An 18472-nucleotide genomic window follows, 5' to 3' on the forward strand; every position below is an offset into this window, starting at 1 on the left:
CGGCTTCTTGACCGGGCTCGCACCGACGCCACAAGCGTCCGATGAGTCCCCTCGTCTCCGGTCTGATCCCCATCGCGGGAAGCATCGCCTTCGGCTGGCTCCTGCGGCGGTCGGGCCTCGTCAGGGCGGAGCTTTGGCCTGCCATCACCCGGCTCGCCTACCAGGCGCTCCTGCCGGCCGTCCTCTACGTGACGCTCGCGAGCACCGACTATGCGGGCGTGCCGGTCGGCTCCTTCCTGGGCGCGATGACGCTCGGCTTCCTCGCCATGGCGGCGATCTCGCTCGGCGCGGGGCTCGCCTTGCCGATGGGCGGGCCGACGCTGACGAGCGTCTTCCAGGGGGGTCTGCGCATCAACGGCTTCGTCGTGCTGGCGCTCGCCGAGGCGGCGTTCCCGCCCGAGGGCGTCGTCCTCGTCGCGATCATGTTCTCCGTCATGGTGCCGCTCGTGAACGTCCTCGCCGTGGCCGTCCTGACCATCTTCTGCCGGCAGGACCGGGCGCCCAGCGTCTCACGGGTCCTATCGCGGATCGCGACCAACCCGCTCATCCTCGGCTGCCTCGCGGGTCTCGCCGCCGCCGCCTTCCCGGTGCTCCGCCCCGCGGCGGTGGTCGAGACGGCGAGCCTCGTCGGCCGGGCGGCCCTGCCGCTCATCCTCCTGACGGTCGGCGCCTCGCTCGACTTCGCGGCGCTGCGCGCGGCGCCGGCGCTCCTCGCGCTGTCGGTGACGCTGAAGCTGATCGTGGCCCCCCTCGTCTTCTGGGGCCTCGGCGCGGTCTTCGGCGTGACCGGCGCCGCCCTCGCCGCGCTGATGGCGATCGGCGCCGCGCCCTGCGCCGCCTCGGCCTACGTGCTGGCGCGGGAGCTCGGCGGGAACGCCGAGCTGATGGCGGGGCACGTGACAGCCACCACCATCCTCGCCTTCGCGGCTCTGCCCTTCTGGCTTCACCTCGCCGCGTGACGCGCTGCAGCGAGGGGCTTTCGGTTCGCTAGCAAGGCTCTAGGCTTACGCCATGCGATTCCTCCTCCCCGCGGCGCTCCTAGCGCTCCCCGCCCTCGCCTTCGCCCAGGACACCGGGGTCACCGCCCCGCCCTCGGAGGTCATGGCGCTCTACAGCGTTCAGGACGAGGTCTCCGCGGACCGGATCATGTCGGACGTCGAGACCCTGGTCGGGTTCGGCACCCGCCACACCCTCTCTGAGACCGAGAGCGACACGCGCGGCATCGGCGCCGCAAGACGCTGGGTCCGGGATCAGTTCGAGGCGATCTCCGAAGAGTGCGGGGGCTGCCTGGAGGTGCGCATGATCGGCGACACGATCGCGAACGAGGAGCGCATTCCGAAGCCGACCGAAGTGATCTCCGTCGTCGCGATCCAGCGCGGCACGCTGGACCCGAACCGCATGGTGATGATGTCGGGCGACATCGACAGCCGCGTCTCCGACGCCCTCGACGGCACGTCGGACAGCCCGGGCGCCAACGACAACGCCTCGGGCATGGCGGGCGTGATCGAGGCGGCGCGCGTCCTCTCCAAGCGGAAGTTCGCCGGCACCATCGTCTATGCGGGCCTCTCGGGCGAGGAACAGGGCCTCTTCGGCGGCAAGATCGTCGCCGCGGTCGCGACCGAGGAGGGCTGGGACATCAAGGGCGTCCTCAACAACGACATGATCTCGAACGTCTCGGGCGTGGACGGCGTGACCGACAACGCCGTCGCCCGCGTCTTCTCCGAGGGCACGCGCGTGACCGAGACGCCCGAGGAGGCGCGGATGCGCCGCTTCACCGGCGGCGAGGTCGACAGCCCCTCGCGCAACCTCGCCCGCTACATCGACCGCATGGCGGACCAGTACCTGACCAACCTCGACGTGATGATGATCTACCGCCTCGACCGCTACGGCCGGGGCGGCCACCACCGGCCCTTCAACGAGGCGGGCTTCCCGGGCGTGCGGATCATGGAGACGCATGAGGACTACACGCGCCAGCACCAGGACCTGCGCACCGAGGACGGCATCGTCTACGGCGACACGATCGAAGGGGTGGATGCGGACTACGCCGCGAAGCTGACCGCGCTCAACGCGGTCACCCTCGCAGGGATCGCGGGCGCCCCGCCCTTCCCGGCAGAAGTCGAGGCGACGGGCGCGGTCGAGCCCTCCGCCAAGCTCACCTGGCAGCACGGCGGCGAGGGCGAGGCGGGCGCGAACCTCGCGGGCTACCGCGTCTGGTGGCGCGACACGACGGCGCCGCAGTGGACCAACAGCCGCTTCGTCGGCGACGTGACCGAGTACACGTTCGAGAACCTCGTCATCGACAACTACTTCTTCGGCGTCTCGGCGGTGGCTGAGGACGGCTCCGAAACGCCCGTCGTCTTCCCGGGCCCGGCGGGCCGGTTCTAAAGGCTACGGCCGACGAACAGGCGAAGCGTCGCGTCGGGCGTTGCATCCGACGTGCCGATCAGCACGCTGCCGAACGCGGACCACCCGCCGCCGAGAGGTGCGTTCACGTAGGGACCGGTCTGGTGCCCCCGGTCGGACCATCGGCCGAGATCGTCATAGGGACCGAACGTATCGTAGCTTTCGATCCCGATCGTAGAGCCGCCCTCGGTCCTGTAGCCGAGGCTGGAGCGCAGCTGCAGGGAAAGGTCGCCGCTTCCGCCGTTTCCGACCTGCAAGCTGTTGAACGCAGCGACCCTAGCGGTCCAACGCTCGGACACGGCGAACTGGTTCGTCCAGTTGACCCGGATCTGGCCCGGCCGCCCGTCGCTTCGCACCCGGCCGTCGAAGCGCAAGCCGGTCTGCCATCCGGGGCGGACCTCGCCCAACTCGTAGAAGACCTGAAGCTCGGCGAAGTCGAAGTCCGTACCGTCGCCCTCGGTCGAGAGGGTCTGTCCGACGAGGCGCCAGCGCAGGTCGTCCGTAGCGGCGACGTCGAACTGGAACCGCGTCGCGAGCTGGTCGTCGCCCTCGGGGACCCAGGCAAGCCGAAGCTCCGCCGTCCGTTCGCCCGGGTTGACCGCAGGGCCGGGCACACCGCCCGTGTTCTGCGCGGCGGCGACTGTGCCTAGGAGAGGCGCGGCGGCGAGAACGCCGCCGGTGAGGCGCGAAATCTTCATCGGAATGTTCCCCTCGAAGCGAACGAAGACCGCGAGTTAACCGCGAGTTCGCCAGCGGACCACTGCGCTGCTTAGCCGATCCGCCGCTTCATCAGGTCCCAGTAGCGCACCGGCATCAGGCGCTGGATCAGCGCGCCCACGCGCGCATCGGCCCCTACGAGAACGCGGTCCCGGCCCTGCCCGACGGCCTCTAGAATGATCTCCGCGGCCTGGGCGGGCGGCAGGGAAAGGTGCTTGTTGAAGGCGGCCCTGCGGCGCTCGACCTCCTCGGTCGGGCGCGCCACGTTGATGCGCGCGTCGTTGGCGATGTTGGTCGCGACGCCGCCGGGGTGGACGATCGTGACGCCGACGGACGAGCCTTCGAGCTCGTGCCGCAGCGCCTCCGAGAAGCCGCGCACGGCGAACTTGGACGCGGCGTAGGCGGTCTGCCCCGCAGGCGCGACGATGCCGAAGATCGAGGAGAGGTTGACGATCCGCGCCCGCGGCGCCCGGCGGAGGACGGGCAGGAAGGCGCGGGTCATGTCCACGACCGCGCCGAAGTTGATGCTTATCAGCCAGTCGAAGTCTTCGGCCGAGACCTCCTCGAAGTCGCCGCCGATCGCGACGGCGGCATTGTTGAAGAGGAGGCTGACGGCCTCGTGCTCCGCGCGCACAGCTTCCGGCAGGGCGGCGACCCCGGCGCGGTCGGTGAGGTCGAGGACGTGGACGGAGGCGTGGTGATCGGGCCCCTCGATCGCGTCGCGCACCTCACGAAGGCGGTCTTCCCGGCGATCGACGAGCGCCAGGTTCACGCCGCGCTCGGCGAGCCTGAGCGCGAGGGCGCGGCCGATGCCGCTTCCCGCCCCGGTGATGACCGCCGCGCCGTGATAGGGCCAAAGGCTCATGCCGCGCTCTCCTCTGTCTTGCGTGCCCGCTCGAAGCGCATGACGCCGTCATCGATCCGGCCGAGGCCGATGTCGAGCGCGTCCGCCACGTAGTTCTGATGGTTCCGCCACGGCCGCTGCGGCCCCTGGCGTGGGAAGCGGTGGATGTCGCGCTGCACGTAGCCCGAGGCGAAGTCGAGGAGCGGCTGCGGCGCGGGCGGCTCGCCGTCGAAGCGCGGCACGAAGCTGTCCGCCCCGCGCCGCATCGCAGCTCGGATCAGGCGGCAGAAGGCGCGCGCCGTGAGGTCGATCTTCAAGGTCCAGCTTGCATTGGTGTAGCCGAAGCAGGCCGCGAAGTTGGGCACGCCCGAGAACATCATGCCCTTGTAGTTGTAGGTCGAAGCGAGGTCCAAAGGCGCGCCGTCGAGCACGATCTCGATCCCGCCGAAGGGCAGGAGCTTCAGCCCCGTCGCCGAGACGACGAGGTCGGCGTCCAGGTGCTGGCCGCTCTCGAGCAGAATGCCCGCCTCGTCGAACCGCTCGATCTGGTCCGTGACGATCGAGGCGCTGCCCCCGCGCAAGGCTTCGAAGAGGTCGTCGTCGGGCACGAGGCAGAGCCGCTGGTCCCATGGATCGTAGGGCGGCGCGAAGTGCGGGTCGGCCTGAACCTCGTCGCCGAGCCGCTTCTGCGCCTCGTCGATCAGGTAGCGCCGCAGCTTCTGCGGCTTCTTGCGCGAGAGCTGGTAGATGTAGATCGACATCAGGACGTTCTTCGCGCGCAGCACGCCGTGCGCGAGCGGGCCCGGCAGGAACCGGCGGGCGATTGCCGACAGCTCGTCCTTCGCGGGCCGCGAGGCGACGTAGGTCGGCGTCCTTTGCAGCATGGTGACGTGCGCGGCGGTCTGCGTCAGCGCGGGCACGAGCGTCACTGCCGTCGCGCCCGAGCCGATGACGACAATCCTCTTGCCCTCGGTCTCGACCCCATCGTGCCAGTCCTGAGGGTGGACGATCTCGCCGCCGAAGTCCTCCGCCCCCGGAAAGTCCGGCGTGTAGCCGCCCTCGTAGTCGTAGTAGCCGCAGCAGGAGAGGAGGTAGCGGCAGGTGAGCGTGACCGGCCCTCCGGGCGTGTCCGCCTCGACCGTCCAGAGCGCATCTCCCGACGACCAGGACACCCGCCGCACCCGCGTCTCGTAGCGGATCTTCTCGTCGATCCCGTAGGCCTTCGCCGTCTCCTCGATGTAGGCGAGGATCGAGGCGCCCGACGTGATCGCCTCGTCCCCCATCCAGGGGCGGAAGGGGTAGCCGAGCGTGTACATGTCGCTGTCCGAGCGCACGCCGGGATAGCGGAAGAGGTCCCAGGTCCCGCCCATCCGCTCTCGCCCTTCGAGGATCGCGTAGGTGAGGCCCGGCAGCTTGTCCTGCACGTGGTAGGCGGCGCCGATGCCCGAGAGGCCGGCGCCGATGATCAGGACGTCGAAGTGCTCGCTCATGGCGCGAGCCTGCCCGACCCCCGCCCGCCCCGCCAGTGGCGCGTCGCGATCCCCAGCATAAGTCCCGCGCATGGCGAGCCCGATCATCCTGACCCTTCAGCTCGACGCGAAGTCGCAGGACTTCTTCCAGGACGAGCGCAAGCGCTGGTTCGTGCCCCGTCTCGATCAGGTGCCCGCGCACCTGACCTTGTTCCACAAGCTGCCCGGCGAGGAGCGCGAGGCGGTGATGGAGGCGCTGGGGGAGGCCTGCGCCGCGCGCGAGCCCTTCGAAGTCGTGGTGGCGGAGGTCCTGAGCCTCGGCGCGGGCGTCGCCTACCGCTTGCGGTCGGAAGCGCTCGAACGCCTGCGCCAGGACCTCGCCCACGCCTTCTTCCCCTGGCTGACAGGACAGGACCGCCAAGGATTCCGTGCCCATGTCACCGTGCAGAACAAGGTGACGAAGGCGACGGCCGAAGCCTGCCGCGCGGTGATCGAGGCCGAGTTCGAGCCGTTCACCGCGACCGCGGAGGGCGTGCAGCTCTGGTCCTACGAAGGCGGCCCCTGGGGCACGATCGGGGCGGTCTCTTTCGGCCACTGACGGGTAAGGTTTTCCGCGCTACGCTTTTCCCGTGCAGGCGGGGCAGAGCAATGGGGCGACGGGCGCCGAGGGGGCGGGCGTGCCGGACGGCGCGGCCTACGACGCCGTGCGCGCCGATCCGCGCTATCAGTTCGAGGCCGAGGGCCTGAACCTCGAGCCGAGAGAGCCAAGCTGGCTTCAACGCCTCCTCGAGAGCCCTGCGGTCCAGACCTTCCTCGAGTTCCTCGGCAAGGCGCTGGAGGTCCTCTTCTGGGTCGGCCTCGCCGCCATCGCCCTCGCCGTCCTCTGGTTCGCGGGCCGCGCGGGCTGGCAGGCTTGGCAGGCGCGCCGGGGCGAAGAGGAGGCGGGGCCCGCCCCCTACCGCCCGGCGGCGGGGACGGTCCGCGTGCTTCTCGAGGACGCGGACAGGCTCGCCTCCGAGGGCCGCTACGCGGAGGCCGTGCGCCTCCTTCTTCACCGGTCCATCGCCGACGTCGAGCGCCAGCGTCCCGGCGCCGTGCGCGACGCCATGACGAGCCGCGAGATCGCGCGCCTACCGGTCCTGACCGCCCTCGCTGCCGAGGCCTTCGCGGGCATCGCCGGGCTCGTCGAACGCGCGCACTTCGCGGGCCGCGAGCTGACGCGGGCGAGCTACGACGAGGCGCGCGAGACCTATGCCCGCCTCGCGGCGAGGGAGGCCTGGTCGTGAGCGCCGAGGCGGGAAACCCCTTCGGCCGGGTCGCCGTCGCGGTGATGATCGCCGTCGGCGTCTTCGCCTTCGCGGCCTTCTTCGTCCTCTCCGCCTACGCGCCCGCGCTTCGCAGCGGCAAGGACGGCGGCACGCACGCCCTGTCGACCGGCGCCACGGGCTTCGCCGCGCTCGCCGACCTCGCCGAGCGGTCGGGGCACAGGGTCCTTCGCAGCCGCTCGCCGCTCGACGCGCGGGACGAAGGCCTGCTCGTCCTCACCCCTCGCGGCCTCTACGGCACGCAGGAGGTGCCGGGCGGCGGGCCTGTCCTCGTCGTGCTGCCGAAGTGGTCGACCTTTCCTCATGCCGAGCATCCGGGCTGGGTCGGCCTCGTCCGGCCCTATCGGCGCGGCACGCTGACCCTGAGCGTGCACGGCCACGAGTTGAAGCTGACCGTCGGCGAGGAAGCCGAAGAAGAGAGGGCCGCCGATGCGGAAGAGGCGGCGCCTGCCGAAGACGGCGAGCCGGAAGAGGAGGCCCATAAGGGCTTCGGCCTGACGCTTCCCGAGCGCTCGGATGCCCCCCTCCTCGCAGGCAGCGCCCCCGGCCCCGCGCCGCCCGCGCGCCTATCCCGCGTGCGAAGCCTTCAGACCGTCTCGGGCTTCTACCTCTCGCCGGTCTGGACCGACGAGGACGGCGCGATCGTCCTCGGCCGCGTGAGCTTCCCGGGCGATCATGGCGTCCGGCTGCCGAGCCGCGAGGCGCTCGAGGACGGCACCCTCCTCTCCGACGTCTACGTCCTGTCGGACCCCGACCTTCTCAACACGCAAGGCCTCGCGAGCCGCCCGAACGCGCTCGCCGCGCTCTCCCTCCTCGGCGCGCTCGCGGGCGAGGACGCGATCCTCTTCGACCTGACGCTGCACGGCTTCGGCCGGCCGAGGAACCTCCTCACCCTCGCGCTGGAGCCGCCCTTCCTCGGCGCGACGCTGGCCGGGCTCGTCGTCGCGGCGCTGGCCGGATGGCAGGCGGCGATCCGCTTCGGCCCGCCGCTCGTCCGGGGGCGCAGCTTCGCGCTCGGCAAGACCGCGCTCGTCGATAGCGCCGCCACCCTCCTCGCCTCGTCGGGCAAGGACCTGACGCTCGGCCCCCGCTACGCCGCCCTCGCCCGCCGCCGCATCGCCCGGCGCCTCGGCGCGAGCGAGGACCGCGTCGACGAGGCCGCCGCGCGCGCGACAGGCCGGACCGACCTGCCAAACATCAGCGCCGCCGCGCACGATGCGCGCGACGCCCCCACCCTCCTTCGCGCCGCGAGGCGCCTCTTCGCCTTCGAGAAGGACCTGACGTGACAGCAGCCGACCTCGCCGACATCCCCCGCCTCGCCAGCGCCATCCGCGCGGAGGTCGCCCGCACCATCGTCGGTCAGGACGAGAGCGTGGACCTCCTTCTGACCGCGCTCTTCGCGGGCGGGCACGTCCTGCTCGAAGGGCCGCCCGGCACGGCGAAGACGCTGCTCGCGCGGAGCTTCGCGGCGAGCCTCGATTTGTCGTATGCCCGCATCCAGTTCACGCCCGACCTGATGCCGGGCGACGTGATCGGCGCCAACATCTTCGACTTCCAGGCGTCCGAGTTCCGCCTGACGCGCGGGCCGATCTTCACCGAGCTCCTGCTCGCCGACGAGATCAACCGGACCCCGCCCAAGACGCAGGCCGCGCTTCTCGAAGGGATGCAGGAGCGCAAGGTGACGATCGACGGACGCAGCCACGCGCTCTCCGACCGCTTCATGGTCGTCGCGACCGAGAACCCGATCGAGCAGCAGGGCACCTATCCGCTTCCCGAAGCGCAGCTCGACCGGTTCTTGTTCAAGCACGTGCTCGGCTATCCGAGCCCGGAGGAAGAGCGCCGCATCGTCGCCGAGCACGGCGGACGGGCGGCGGCGAGCCGGCCCGAGAGCGCGGGCGTCAGCCCGGTCGCGAGCGGCGACGCCCTCGCCCGCGCGGTCGCCGCGGTCGGACAGGTGCGGCTCTCCGACGAGGTCGCGGACTACGTCGTCGCGCTGATCAGGGCGACGCGGGAGACCGCGAGCCTGTCGGTCGGCGCGAGCCCGAGGGCGGGCGCGATGCTGGCGCGCGCGGCCCGCGCGCGCGCGGCGCTCGACGGCCGGGACTACACCGTGCCCGACGACGTGAAGGCGCTGGCCCTGCCCGCCCTTCGCCACCGGGTCGTCCTGTCGCCCTCGGCGGAGATCGAAGGGATGCCCGCCGACCAGGCGGTCGCTTCGATCCTCGAGCAGGCGAAGCCGCCCCGGTAACCCCCTCCATGCCGACCCCCACCCCCCGCGCCGTGGTCCTCGCGGCCCTCGGCCTGCCGGCCGCGCTGCTCGTCGGCGCGCTCGCGCCGGGGGCGTGGGTGTGGGGCCTCCTCTTCGAGGTCGCGGTCCTCGCGCTGATCGGAGCCGACGCGCTCTTGGCGCGCTGGCCGGGGCGAGTGGCGCTCACTTACGCCCTGCCCGGCGGGATGGAGGTCGGACGCGCCGCCCCCGCCCGCATCGAGGCGCGCGGCCTGCCTTTGAGGGCCGAGGCGCGGCTCGAGGTCTCGGACCCGCTCGCCGTCTCGGGCGGGGCGCGCGAGGGCGAGGCGGTGAGCTTCGACGTGACGCCGCTGCGCCGCGGCACCGGGCGCTTCGACGCGCTCTGGCTCCGTTGGCCCGGCCCGATGGGGCTCGTCCGCTGGCAGAAGCGCGCACGGCTCGGCCAAGAGGTCCGCATCACCCCCGACATCGGCACGGTGCGCGAGGAGGCGCTGCGCATCTTCTCCCGCATGGCGCTCGGCGAGACGGTGCAGCGCCAGCGCGGCCAGGGCTCGGAGTTCGAGGCGTTGCGCGAGTACCAGACCGGCATGGACCCCCGCGCCATCGACTGGAAGCACACCGCGAGGCACCGCACCCTCCTCGCGCGGGAGTACCGGACCGAGCAGAACCAGAACGTCGTCCTGGCCCTCGATGCGGGCCGCCTGATGTCGGAGCCGATCGCGCCCGGCCGCCTCTCCCGCCTCGATGTCGGGGTCACCGCCGCGCTGCTTTGCGCCTATGTCGCCCTCAAGCGCGGCGACCGGGCCGCCCTCTTCGCCTACGACGCGCAGCCGCAGGTCTCGACCGGCCTCGTCTCCGGCGCCCGCGGCTTCCCCGCGCTTCAGAACGCCGCGTCCGGCATCGCCTACTCGTCGCGCGAGACCAACCACACGCTCGGGCTCTCGGCCCTGGCGGGCAAGCTCGACCGGCGCAGCCTCGTCGTCGTGATGACCGAGTTCGCAGACCCCACCATGGCCGAGCTGATGATCGAGACGGTCGGAAGACTGACCCGCGACCACCTCGTCCTCTTCGTCGCCTTCCGCGACGAGGAGCTCGAAGCGATCGCCGCCGCCGAGCCGCAGGAGGTCGAGGACGTGAGCCGCGCGGTCGTCGCGAGCGACCTTCTGCGCGAGCGCGAGCTGGTGCTGACCCGCCTGCGCCGCTTGGGCGCGGAGGTGCTCGAAGCCGATGCCGAGACCTTCGGCCCGGCGGTCGCGTCGCGCGTCGTCGCCATCCGCGAAAGGGGCCTTCTGTGAGCCAGACCCTGACACTGCGCAGCGCCCGCTTTCGAAGCGAGCGCGAGGCGGACTGGCAGACCCTCGAAGCGCTCCTGACGCGGATCGAGCGCGGCGGCGCGCGCTCCCTCTCCGCGGACGAGATGATCGCCCTGCCCCGCGCCTACCGCGCGGCGCTCTCCGCGCTCTCGGTCGCGCGGGAGACCTCGCTCGACAAGGGGACGACGGACTATTTGGAGGCGCTCTGCACCCGCGCCTACTTCGCCGTCTACGGCAACAAGGAGAAGCTCTCCTCGCGCCTCTACGGCTTCTTCGCCGAGGGCTGGCCTTCGGCCGTCCGCGCTCTCTGGCGCGAGACGCTGGTCAGCCTCGTCCTCAGCCTGCTCGGCGTGGCCGTGGCCTACCTCCTCGTCTCGTCGGACGCCGACTGGTACTACAGCTTCATGCCCGGCGAACTCGCAGGCGGACGGAGCCCGGCGAGTTCGACCGAGAGCCTGCGCGAAGGGCTCTACCACGATGGCGGCGCCTCGGGCCTGTCGGTCTTCGCCGCCTTCCTCTTGTCGAACAACGCGCGCGTCGCGATCTTCGCCTTCGCGCTCGGCTTCGCCTTCTGCGTGCCGACGGTCGCGCTCCTCATCTACAACGGATGCGCGCTCGGCGCCTTCTACGCGCTCTACGTGGAGCGGGGCTTAGGGGTCGAGCTGACGGGCTGGCTCTTCATCCACGGGGTGACCGAGCTCTTCGCGATCGTCCTCGCAGGGGCGGCGGGCCTCAAGATCGGCACGGCGCTCGCCTTCCCCGGCGCCTGCTCCCGCCTCGACGCGGCGGCCGAAGCCGGACGCCAGGCGGCAGGCGTGATCGCGGGCGTCGTCGTCATGCTCGCCATCGCCGCCCTCCTCGAAGGCTTCGGGCGGCAGCTCGTCACCTCGGACCTCGCGCGGTTCGCGATCGCGGGCGTGACGGCGGTCCTGTGGGGCACCTACTTCTACGCGCCGCGCCCGGCGGCCGAGGAGCCCGCATGAGCGCCGGCGTGAAGACTCGCGAGCGTAGCCTGATCACGCCCGAAGGCGTCGACCTGCGCCTGAAGCTCGGCGAGGCGGGCGCGCGGGCCGGGGCCTTCCTCCTCGACCTGACCTTCATGCTGATCGCGCTGATCGTCGTGACGGTGCTGTTGATCGTCGCGTTCAGCCAGCTCGGCGCCGCGCCCGGCGCCAGCGGGCGGGCAGACGCCTTCGCCGTCGTCTGGATCCTGTTCTTCTTCGTCCTGCGCAGCTTCTACTTCACCGGCTTCGAGATCGGCCCGCGCGCCGCCACGCCGGGAAAGCGCCTTCTGGGCCTTCGCGTCGCCGCGCGCGACGGCGGCAGGCTGTCGCCGCTCGGCGTGCTCGCCCGCAACGCGATGCGGGAGGTCGAGCTGTTCTTGCCGCTGTCCTTCCTCCTGTCGGACGCGGTCGGCGTCGATGCGCTGATCTCGATAGTGGCGCTCGTCTGGTGCGGGATCTTCGTCCTCTTTCCGCTGTTCAACCGCGACCGGTTGCGCGCGGGCGACCTCATCGGCGGGACCTGGGTCATCGAGGCGCCGCGGCGGAAGCTCCTGCCCGACCTGTCGGCGGCGGCGGCGTCCGATGCCTACGCCTTCACGACGGCGGCGCTCGACGCCTACGGCATCAAGGAGCTGCACGTGCTCGAGGACGTGCTGCGCGCTAAGGACGACGCGACGCTGAAGGCCGTCGCCGAACGCATCCGCGCGAAGATCGGCCGCCCCGCCAAGCCCGGCGAGGCCGACGCCGCCTTCCTCGAAGCCTACTACCAGGCGCTGAGGGGCCGTCTGGAAGGCCGCCTCCTCTTCGGCCAGCGCCGCGCCGACAAGCACGCGCGCTGAGGCGTCAGGCGAAGACGCTGGCGAGCTCGTCGGCCATCACCCCTTCGCGCTGCTCGCGCAGCTCCGTGTAGACCGCCGCGCTGCCCGAGGCCGCGATCGCGCCCTGGAGCGTCGAGACGACAAGCTGTCCGATCAGCACCGCGGTGGTGATCTGTGCCATCATGTCCTCGCCGAACCCGATCGGCAGGTACACGACCAGGCTGATGCCCCAGGAGACGACGGCGTAAAGGAGAATCGTGAGCAGCAGCCACCAGCGCGACCCCTTGGTCAGCGCGCGGCTGCGCCTGAAGGCGCCGCTGATGCCGGTCGATTCGGTCACCTCCGCCGGGACGGCGACCATGTAGATGATCGCCAGGAAGACGCCCGGAACGATCAGCAGCAGCATGCCGACCGATACCGCGAGGCCGTAAAGGATGGAGATCGCGATGACCGGCCAGAGGTGCTGAAGGCCTGTGCCGAGCGACTCGCCGAAGCTCGCCCGGCCGCCGCGGTAGTCCTTGATCGCCGCGTGGACGAGACCGCCCTGAAGGATGCCGTAGGTCGCGACCGAGATCAGGCTGACGACGAGCGTGCCCAGTGCCGGCGCCAGGAACCCGCCGCCCTGGGCGAGGCTGCGCTGAAGCACGAGGGAGACGAGCCCCGGCAAGCCCACCAGCACGAAGGACAACCCTAAGAACGTCGCCGGGTTGTGCGCGATCGGCGTGAAGGTACGGCGGACGACCCGCCCGAGATCGAAGGCCATGAAGTTCCCCTTTTTGCCCCTGTCACGCGCGACTTTCGCTCATTCCGTCGCATGGCCGCAAGTTCCGGCTGCAATCCGCTGCGAGATCGCTAGAAGGCGCCCCATGGAACAGCCGAGCCGCAAACCCGCCAACCCGTCCTTCTCCTCGGGACCCTGCGCCAAGCGGCCGGGATGGAAGGCCGAATCGCTCCCTACCGACGCGCTCGGGCGGTCTCACCGCTCGGCGCTGGGCAAGGCCCGCCTCGCCGAGGCGATCGCCAAGACGCGCGCCGTCCTGCAGGTGCCCGACAGCCACCTAATCGGCATCGTCCCGGCGTCGGACACCGGCGCCTACGAGATGGCGATGTGGACCCTGCTCGGCGCCCGCCCCGTCACGGCCGTGGCGTGGGAGAGCTTCGGCCAGGGTTGGGTCACGGACGCGGTCAAGCAGCTGAAGGTCGACGCCAAGACGGTGACCGCCGACTACGGCGTGCTGCCGGACTTGGGCGGCATCGACACGGACACCGACGTCCTCTTCACCTGGAACGGCACGACCTCCGGCGTGCGCGTGCCGAACGGCGACTGGATCGATGACGACCGCCAGGGTCTGACCCTGTGCGACGCGACCTCCGCCGCCTTCGCGCAGGACCTGCCCTGGGCGAAGCTCGATGTCGTCACCTACTCCTGGCAGAAGGTGCTCGGCGGGGAGGGCCAGCACGGCATGCTCATCTTGGGTCCCCGCGCGGTGGAACGCCTCGAGAGCCACACGCCGTCCTGGCCGATCCCCAAGATCTTCCGCCTGACCAAGGGCGGGAAGCTGATCGAAGGCATCTTCAAGGGCGAGACGATCAACACGCCCTCCATGCTCTGCGTCGAGGACTACATCGACGCGCTGGACTGGGCCGCGTCCATCGGCGGGCTCGACGCGCTGAAGGGTCGTGCGGACGAGAACGCGGGCGCGCTGTCGGCCTGGGTGGAGAAGACGGACTGGATCGATCACCTCGCCGGCGACCCCGCCGCCCGGTCGAACACCTCGGTCTGCCTCAAGATCACGGACGCCCGCGTCGCCAACCTGTCCGAGGACGACCAGCGCGCCTTCGTCAAAAGGATGGAGAAGCGCCTTTCGGCCGAGGACGCGGCCTTCGACATCGGCGCTTACCGCGACGCGCCGCCGGGCCTTCGCATCTGGTGCGGCGCCACCGTCGAGACGGACGACGTCCGCATCCTGACCGAGTGGCTCGACTACGCCTTCGCCGCCGAGGCCGCCTCCCTCTGAATCCCTAGCCTTCCGGATACCCCATGACCAAAGTCCTGATCTCCGACAAGCTGTCCGACGACGCCGTCCGCGTGCTCGAAGCCCGAGGCATCGAGGTCACCTTCGATCCCTCGCTCGGCAAGGATGCCGAGAAGCTCAAAGCGGCGCTGCCCGGCCATCACGGCTGGGCCATCCGCTCGGCCTCCCGCGCGACGGCGCAGCTCATCGCGTCCTCGCCGGACCTCAAGGTGATCGGACGCGCCGGGATCGGCGTCGACAACATCGACATCCCGGCCGCGACCGCCGCCGGGATCGCGGTGATGAACACGCCCTTCGGCAACGCGATCACCACGGCCGAGCACGCCATCGCCATGATGTTCGCCCTCGCCCGCCAGATCCCGCAGGCGAACGAGTCCACGCACGCCGGCAAGTGGGAGAAGTCCCGCTTCATGGGCCGCGAGCTCTACGGCAAGACGCTCGGCCTCATCGGCTGCGGCAACATCGGCTCCATCGTCGCGGACCGCGCCCAGGGCCTGCACATGAAGGTCGTGGCCTTCGACCCCTACCTCACGGCCGAGCGCGCGGTGGAGCTCGGCGTCGAGAAGCTGGAACTGCAAGACCTCCTCGCCCGGGCGGACTTCATCACGCTGCACACGCCGCTGACGGACCAGACGCGCAACATCCTGGACGCGGGCGCTCTGTCCAAGACCAAGAAGGGCGTGCGGATCATCAACTGCGCGCGCGGCGGCCTGATCGACGAGGCGGCGCTCCTGGACGCGCTCGAGACCGGCCAGGTCGCGGGCGCCGCCCTCGACGTCTTCGAGACCGAGCCCGCGACCGATAACCCCCTTTTCGGCCGCGACGACGTCGTCTGCACGCCGCACTTAGGCGCTGCGACCGAAGAGGCGCAGGAGAACGTCGCGGTTCAGATCGCAGAGCAGATCGCGGACTACCTGCTGACGGGCGCGGTGACGAACGCCCTCAACATGGCGTCGGTGAGCGCGGAGGAGGCGCCGAAGCTGAAGCCCTACATCGCGCTCGCGGAGAAGCTCGGCAGCCTTTGCGGCCAGCTGACCGCCACGGGCGTCACCGGCATCGAGCTCTCCTATGCGGGTCAGGTGACGGGCCTCAACACCGCGCCGATGACCGCAGCGGCGGTCGCCGCCGCGCTCGCGCCTGCGCTTCAGGGCGTGAACACGGTCAACGCCGTGTCCGTCGCCAAGGACCGGGGCATCCAGATCTCCGAGACGAAGACCGACAAGTCGCCGAACTTCGGCGCGACCATCACGGTGACGATCCGTACCGAGAAGGGCGAGCGCAGCATCACGGGCGCGACCTTCGGCGGCGAGCCGCGCGTCACCCGCATCGGCGAGATGCGGCTGGAGGCGAGCTTCGCGGCGCACATGCTCTACGTCGTCAACGACGACAAGCCGGGCTTCATCGGCAAGCTCGGCGACCTGATGGGCGAGGCGGGCGTCAACATCGCGACCTTCAACCTTGGCCGTCACTCGGCCGGCGGCGAGGCGGTCGCGCTGATCGCGACGGACGACGCGGTCGGCAAGGACCTCCTGAGACAAGTGCGCGACCTGCCCAACGTGAAGTCGGCGCAGGCCCTCGCCTTCTGATGGCGGTCCTCTGCCTGATCGGCGAGGGGGCGCGGGACGCCTGCGCCTCCTGGCGGCGGGAGCTGAACGCGCCCGAGGTGCGGGATATGGGCGGCGCGGCGGAGCTCGATACGGATCTTCCCTACGAGGAGCTTCGGGCGTGGCTCGCGAAGACGTCCATGCCCACCGGCATCGACGCCGCGGCGATCCCGCCGGGGCCGCGCAAGAAGCGCCTCCTCCTCGCCGACATGGACTCGACCATCATCGGGCAGGAGTGCCTCGACGAGCTCGCCGACCTGGCGGGCCACGGCGAGGCAGTGGCCCGGGTGACCGAGGCCGCCATGCGCGGCGAGATCGGCTTCGCGGAAGCCCTGCGCGGCCGGGTGAAAACGCTCGAAGGCCTCCCCGAAGAGGTCATCGGACGGGTTCTCGAAGAGCGGATCACGCTCAACCCGGGCGCGCGCACCCTCACCGCGACCATGCGGGCGCACGGCGCGCGATGCGTCCTCGTCTCGGGCGGCTTCACGAGCTTCACCGGCCCGGTGGCCGAGCGCGCCGGTTTCGACGAGCATCACGGCAACACGCTCCTGACGGAGGGTGGCCGTCTGACCGGCCGCGTGGCGGACCCGATCCTCGGCCGCGAGGCCAAGAAGGAGCGCCTGGACGCGAGCCTCGAGGCGCTCGGCCTCGCGCCCGAGGACGCCCTTTGCGTCGGCGACGGCGCCAACGACCTCGGCATGATCACGGCCGTGCCGCTGGGGGTCGCCTTCCGCGCCAAGCCGGTCGTCGCCAGGGCCGCGCCCGTGAAGGTCACCTATGGCGACCTCACCGCCCTCCTCTACCTGCAGGGCATCCCGAAGGACGAGTGGGCGGACGCTTGACCCACCCCGCATCGGGCGGGGACACTGCCTGATGCCCCTCTCCCGACGCACCCTTCTCAAGACCTCCGCCGCCGCGGCCCTCCTTCCGGCCCTGCCTGCAAGGGCGCAGGAGGCGAAGGCAGGCACACCGGTCCTTGACCGCTGCACCGATCAGATGCTCGCCGCCTACCCCGAGAGCGCGTCGAGCGCTGGGATCGACACGGGCGCCCGCGCGGCGTTGAAAGCGCAGCTGACCGACCGCTCGCCGGAGGGTCAGGCCGCGATCGAGCGCGACGTGCGAAGCCTCCTTGGGGACCTGCGCAAGGTGGACACGAGCGCCCTCCCCGCCGACGAGGCGCTGAACGTCGAGGTCGTGCGCACCGTCTACGAGCGGGCGGCGGAGGGCTTCGACTTCCCTTACGGCGACGTCGCGCTCCTCAACACCAACTGGTCGTACCGGAACAGCCCCTACGCCGTGGCGCAGAACACGGGCGCCTTCGTCGAGATCCCAAGCTTCCTCGGCTCTTCCCACACCGTCGAGACGAAGAACGACGCCGCCGCCTACCTCGCCCGGATGGAGGCCTATGCGGGGCAGCTGGACGGTGAGACCGAGCGGGTTCGGATCGACGCGGGCCGGGGGGTCGTCCTGCCGGACTTCCTGATGGCGAAGACGCTCGGCCAGATGCGCGGCGCCCTTGGCGCGGAGACGGAGAGCTGGGGCATCGTCACCTCGCTCGCGGAGCGCAGCGACGTGCATGCGGAAGAGGCCCGCAAGATCGCCGAGGAGAAGATCCGCCCCGCCGTAGAGCGCCAGGCCGCGGCGCTCGAAGCCCTCACCCCCCGCCCCGGCGAGGAGGCGGGCGTCTGGGCCCTGCCCGAAGGCGAGGCCTACTACGACTGGGCGCTGCGCGCAGGGACCACGACGCCGATGTCGCCGGACGAGGTGCACGAGATGGGGCGGGCGGAGCTGAAAAGCCTTCACGCCCGCATGGACCCGATCCTGCGCGAGGCGGGCTTTACGGAGGGGTCGGTCGGCGCCCGCATGACCGCGCTGTCCAAGGACCCGCGCTATCAGTTCTCAGAGGGCGACGAGGGCCGCGAGGAGATCCTCGCCTTCATCGAAGAGACCCTGGCGGACATCCGCACGCGCCTGCCGCAAGCCTTCGGCACGCTCGTCCCCGGCTTCCTCGAGGTCACGCGCATCCCGAAGGACGTCGAGGCGGGCGCCCCGGGCGCTTATGGCGGCCCGGGCTCGATCGACGGCAAGCAGCCGGGGCACTACTGGATCAACCTGCGCACGCCCGCGCTTCACAGCCGCTACAGCCTCGCGGACCTCACCTATCACGAATCGATCCCGGGCCACGTCTGGCAGGGCGAGTACACCTTCCGCCAGCCGCTCATCCGCTCGCTCCTCGCCTTCAACGCCTACTCGGAGGGCTGGGCGCTCTACGCGGAGCAGCTCGCCGACGAGCTCGGCGTCTACGACGACTTCCCCGTAGGGCGCCTAGGCTACCTTCAGTCCCTCGCCTTCCGCGCCTGCCGCATGGTCGTGGACACGGGGCTGCACGCCAAGCGCTGGACGCGGCAAGAGGGCGTCGACTTCTTCGTGCGCGAGAACGGGTCGAACCCGGAGGAAGTCGCGAGCGAGGTCGACCGCTACTGCGCCTGGCCGGGCCAGGCCTGCGGCTACAAGGTCGGGCACTCGACCATCGTCGGCCTTCGCGAGGACGCGAAGGCGCGCCTCGGCGACGCCTACGACCTCCGCGACTACAACGACGCGGTGCTCCTTGGCGGCAGCGTGCCGATGACGGTGCTGAGCGAGGTGATCGGCAGATATGTAGAGCGGGCGAAGGCGGGCTGAGCGCGCCGC

17 protein-coding genes are annotated in these 18472 nt (G+C 71.0%); 13 read left to right on the top strand and 4 right to left on the bottom strand.

Translation table 11 applies throughout. From position 1 onward, the window contains the following. Positions 1-41 precede the first annotated feature (41 nt). Together GGQ59_RS07475 and GGQ59_RS07480 are read left to right on the top strand one after the other, a co-directional pair. Positions 42-959 carry an AEC family transporter gene (locus tag GGQ59_RS07475; RefSeq protein WP_183817156.1) on the top strand — a complete coding sequence of 306 codons (918 nt, stop codon included), beginning with the start codon at positions 42-44 and terminating at the stop codon, positions 957-959. A 52-nt stretch (positions 960-1011) separates the two neighbouring features. Next, on the top strand, positions 1012-2385 hold the full coding sequence (locus GGQ59_RS07480; RefSeq protein ID WP_183817157.1) for a M28 family peptidase: 1374 nt from the start codon (positions 1012-1014) through the stop codon (positions 2383-2385). On the opposite strand, the gene GGQ59_RS07485 is transcribed toward GGQ59_RS07480, so the two are convergent. The 3 genes from GGQ59_RS07485 to GGQ59_RS07495 all read right to left on the bottom strand — a co-directional run bounded on the left by GGQ59_RS07485 (position 2382) and on the right by GGQ59_RS07495 (position 5526). Further along, positions 2382-3101, bottom strand: a complete 720-nt coding sequence (locus GGQ59_RS07485; protein WP_183817158.1) for a hypothetical protein — start codon at positions 3099-3101, stop codon at positions 2382-2384. The two genes, GGQ59_RS07480 and GGQ59_RS07485, sit on opposite strands and share 4 nt — an antisense overlap. A gap of 71 nt (positions 3102-3172) precedes the next feature. Beyond that, entirely contained in the window at positions 3173-3985 is an 813-nt protein-coding gene (locus tag GGQ59_RS07490) for an SDR family NAD(P)-dependent oxidoreductase (RefSeq protein ID WP_183817159.1), read from the bottom strand. Then, entirely contained in the window at positions 3982-5526 is a 1545-nt protein-coding gene (locus tag GGQ59_RS07495) for a flavin-containing monooxygenase (protein WP_425511354.1), read from the bottom strand. The genes GGQ59_RS07490 and GGQ59_RS07495 overlap by 4 nt, the downstream gene beginning before the upstream one ends. Between GGQ59_RS07495 and GGQ59_RS07500 the strand changes: the two genes are divergently transcribed. From GGQ59_RS07500 to GGQ59_RS07530, 7 genes are read left to right on the top strand one after another with little or no spacing between them, the layout of a single operon-like run. Then, the gene (locus GGQ59_RS07500; RefSeq protein WP_183817160.1) at positions 5525-6031 is read left to right on the top strand and encodes a 2'-5' RNA ligase family protein; all 507 of its coding nucleotides are present in this window, start codon (positions 5525-5527) and stop codon (positions 6029-6031) included. The genes GGQ59_RS07495 and GGQ59_RS07500 overlap by 2 nt on opposite strands. 31 nt (positions 6032-6062) lie before the next feature. Continuing rightward, entirely contained in the window at positions 6063-6719 is a 657-nt protein-coding gene (locus GGQ59_RS07505) for a hypothetical protein (protein ID WP_183817161.1), read from the top strand. Then, a complete protein-coding gene (locus tag GGQ59_RS07510; RefSeq protein ID WP_183817162.1) occupies positions 6716-8044 on the top strand; it encodes a hypothetical protein in 1329 nt (442 codons plus the stop codon). The genes GGQ59_RS07505 and GGQ59_RS07510 overlap by 4 nt, the downstream gene beginning before the upstream one ends. Then, positions 8041-9006 (top strand): AAA family ATPase, encoded by a 966-nt coding sequence (locus GGQ59_RS15415; RefSeq protein WP_183817163.1) that lies wholly within the window; start codon positions 8041-8043, stop codon positions 9004-9006. Before GGQ59_RS07510 ends, GGQ59_RS15415 begins: the two co-directional genes overlap by 4 nt. Positions 9007-9014: 8 nt before the next feature. Next, complete coding sequence (locus GGQ59_RS07520; protein ID WP_183817164.1) at positions 9015-10301, top strand: DUF58 domain-containing protein; 1287 nt, start codon at positions 9015-9017, stop codon at positions 10299-10301. Further along, a complete protein-coding gene (locus tag GGQ59_RS07525; RefSeq protein ID WP_183817165.1) occupies positions 10298-11302 on the top strand; it encodes a stage II sporulation protein M in 1005 nt (334 codons plus the stop codon). Before GGQ59_RS07520 ends, GGQ59_RS07525 begins: the two co-directional genes overlap by 4 nt. Then, positions 11299-12162, top strand: a complete 864-nt coding sequence (locus GGQ59_RS07530; RefSeq protein WP_183817166.1) for an RDD family protein — start codon at positions 11299-11301, stop codon at positions 12160-12162. The genes GGQ59_RS07525 and GGQ59_RS07530 overlap by 4 nt, the downstream gene beginning before the upstream one ends. Before the next feature lie 4 nt (positions 12163-12166). Here GGQ59_RS07530 and GGQ59_RS07535 read toward each other — a convergent pair whose 3' ends face one another. Next, a complete protein-coding gene (locus tag GGQ59_RS07535) occupies positions 12167-12904 on the bottom strand; it encodes a hypothetical protein (protein WP_183817167.1) in 738 nt (245 codons plus the stop codon). 103 nt (positions 12905-13007) lie between these two features. On the opposite strand from GGQ59_RS07535, the gene GGQ59_RS07540 reads away from it, so the two are divergent. The 4 genes from GGQ59_RS07540 to GGQ59_RS07555 are packed head-to-tail and all read left to right on the top strand — an operon-like array spanning position 13008 to position 18463. Beyond that, positions 13008-14159, top strand: a complete 1152-nt coding sequence (locus GGQ59_RS07540; protein ID WP_183817168.1) for a phosphoserine transaminase — start codon at positions 13008-13010, stop codon at positions 14157-14159. A gap of 23 nt (positions 14160-14182) precedes the next feature. After that, positions 14183-15763 carry a phosphoglycerate dehydrogenase gene (gene serA, locus GGQ59_RS07545; protein ID WP_183817169.1) on the top strand — a complete coding sequence of 527 codons (1581 nt, stop codon included), beginning with the start codon at positions 14183-14185 and terminating at the stop codon, positions 15761-15763. Next, a complete protein-coding gene (gene serB / locus GGQ59_RS07550) occupies positions 15763-16623 on the top strand; it encodes a phosphoserine phosphatase SerB (RefSeq protein ID WP_183817170.1) in 861 nt (286 codons plus the stop codon). The genes serA and serB overlap by 1 nt, the downstream gene beginning before the upstream one ends. A gap of 31 nt (positions 16624-16654) precedes the next feature. Next, positions 16655-18463, top strand: a complete 1809-nt coding sequence (locus GGQ59_RS07555; RefSeq protein ID WP_183817171.1) for a DUF885 domain-containing protein — start codon at positions 16655-16657, stop codon at positions 18461-18463. Positions 18464-18472: the final 9 nt, after the last annotated feature.

Source organism: Parvularcula dongshanensis (assembly GCF_014199615.1).
Lineage (GTDB): Bacteria > Pseudomonadota > Alphaproteobacteria > Caulobacterales > Parvularculaceae > Parvularcula > Parvularcula dongshanensis.

What these genes read in the sequence shown, in the direction of transcription:
- GGQ59_RS07475 (WP_183817156.1), top strand. Translation starts at nt 42, where the DNA reads ATGAGTCCCCTCGTCTCCGGTCTGATCCCCATCGCGGGAAGCATCGCC.
- GGQ59_RS07480 (WP_183817157.1), top strand. Translation starts at nt 1,012, where the DNA reads ATGCGATTCCTCCTCCCCGCGGCGCTCCTAGCGCTCCCCGCCCTCGCC.
- GGQ59_RS07485 (WP_183817158.1), bottom strand. Translation starts at nt 3,101, where the DNA reads ATGAAGATTTCGCGCCTCACCGGCGGCGTTCTCGCCGCCGCGCCTCTC.
- GGQ59_RS07490 (WP_183817159.1), bottom strand. Translation starts at nt 3,985, where the DNA reads ATGAGCCTTTGGCCCTATCACGGCGCGGCGGTCATCACCGGGGCGGGA.
- GGQ59_RS07500 (WP_183817160.1), top strand. Translation starts at nt 5,525, where the DNA reads ATGGCGAGCCCGATCATCCTGACCCTTCAGCTCGACGCGAAGTCGCAG.
- GGQ59_RS07495 (WP_425511354.1), bottom strand. Translation starts at nt 5,526, where the DNA reads ATGCGCGGGACTTATGCTGGGGATCGCGACGCGCCACTGGCGGGGCGG.
- GGQ59_RS07520 (WP_183817164.1), top strand. Translation starts at nt 9,015, where the DNA reads ATGCCGACCCCCACCCCCCGCGCCGTGGTCCTCGCGGCCCTCGGCCTG.
- GGQ59_RS07530 (WP_183817166.1), top strand. Translation starts at nt 11,299, where the DNA reads ATGAGCGCCGGCGTGAAGACTCGCGAGCGTAGCCTGATCACGCCCGAA.
- GGQ59_RS07535 (WP_183817167.1), bottom strand. Translation starts at nt 12,904, where the DNA reads ATGGCCTTCGATCTCGGGCGGGTCGTCCGCCGTACCTTCACGCCGATC.
- GGQ59_RS07540 (WP_183817168.1), top strand. Translation starts at nt 13,008, where the DNA reads ATGGAACAGCCGAGCCGCAAACCCGCCAACCCGTCCTTCTCCTCGGGA.
- serA (WP_183817169.1), top strand. Translation starts at nt 14,183, where the DNA reads ATGACCAAAGTCCTGATCTCCGACAAGCTGTCCGACGACGCCGTCCGC.
- serB (WP_183817170.1), top strand. Translation starts at nt 15,763, where the DNA reads ATGGCGGTCCTCTGCCTGATCGGCGAGGGGGCGCGGGACGCCTGCGCC.
- GGQ59_RS07555 (WP_183817171.1), top strand. Translation starts at nt 16,655, where the DNA reads ATGCCCCTCTCCCGACGCACCCTTCTCAAGACCTCCGCCGCCGCGGCC.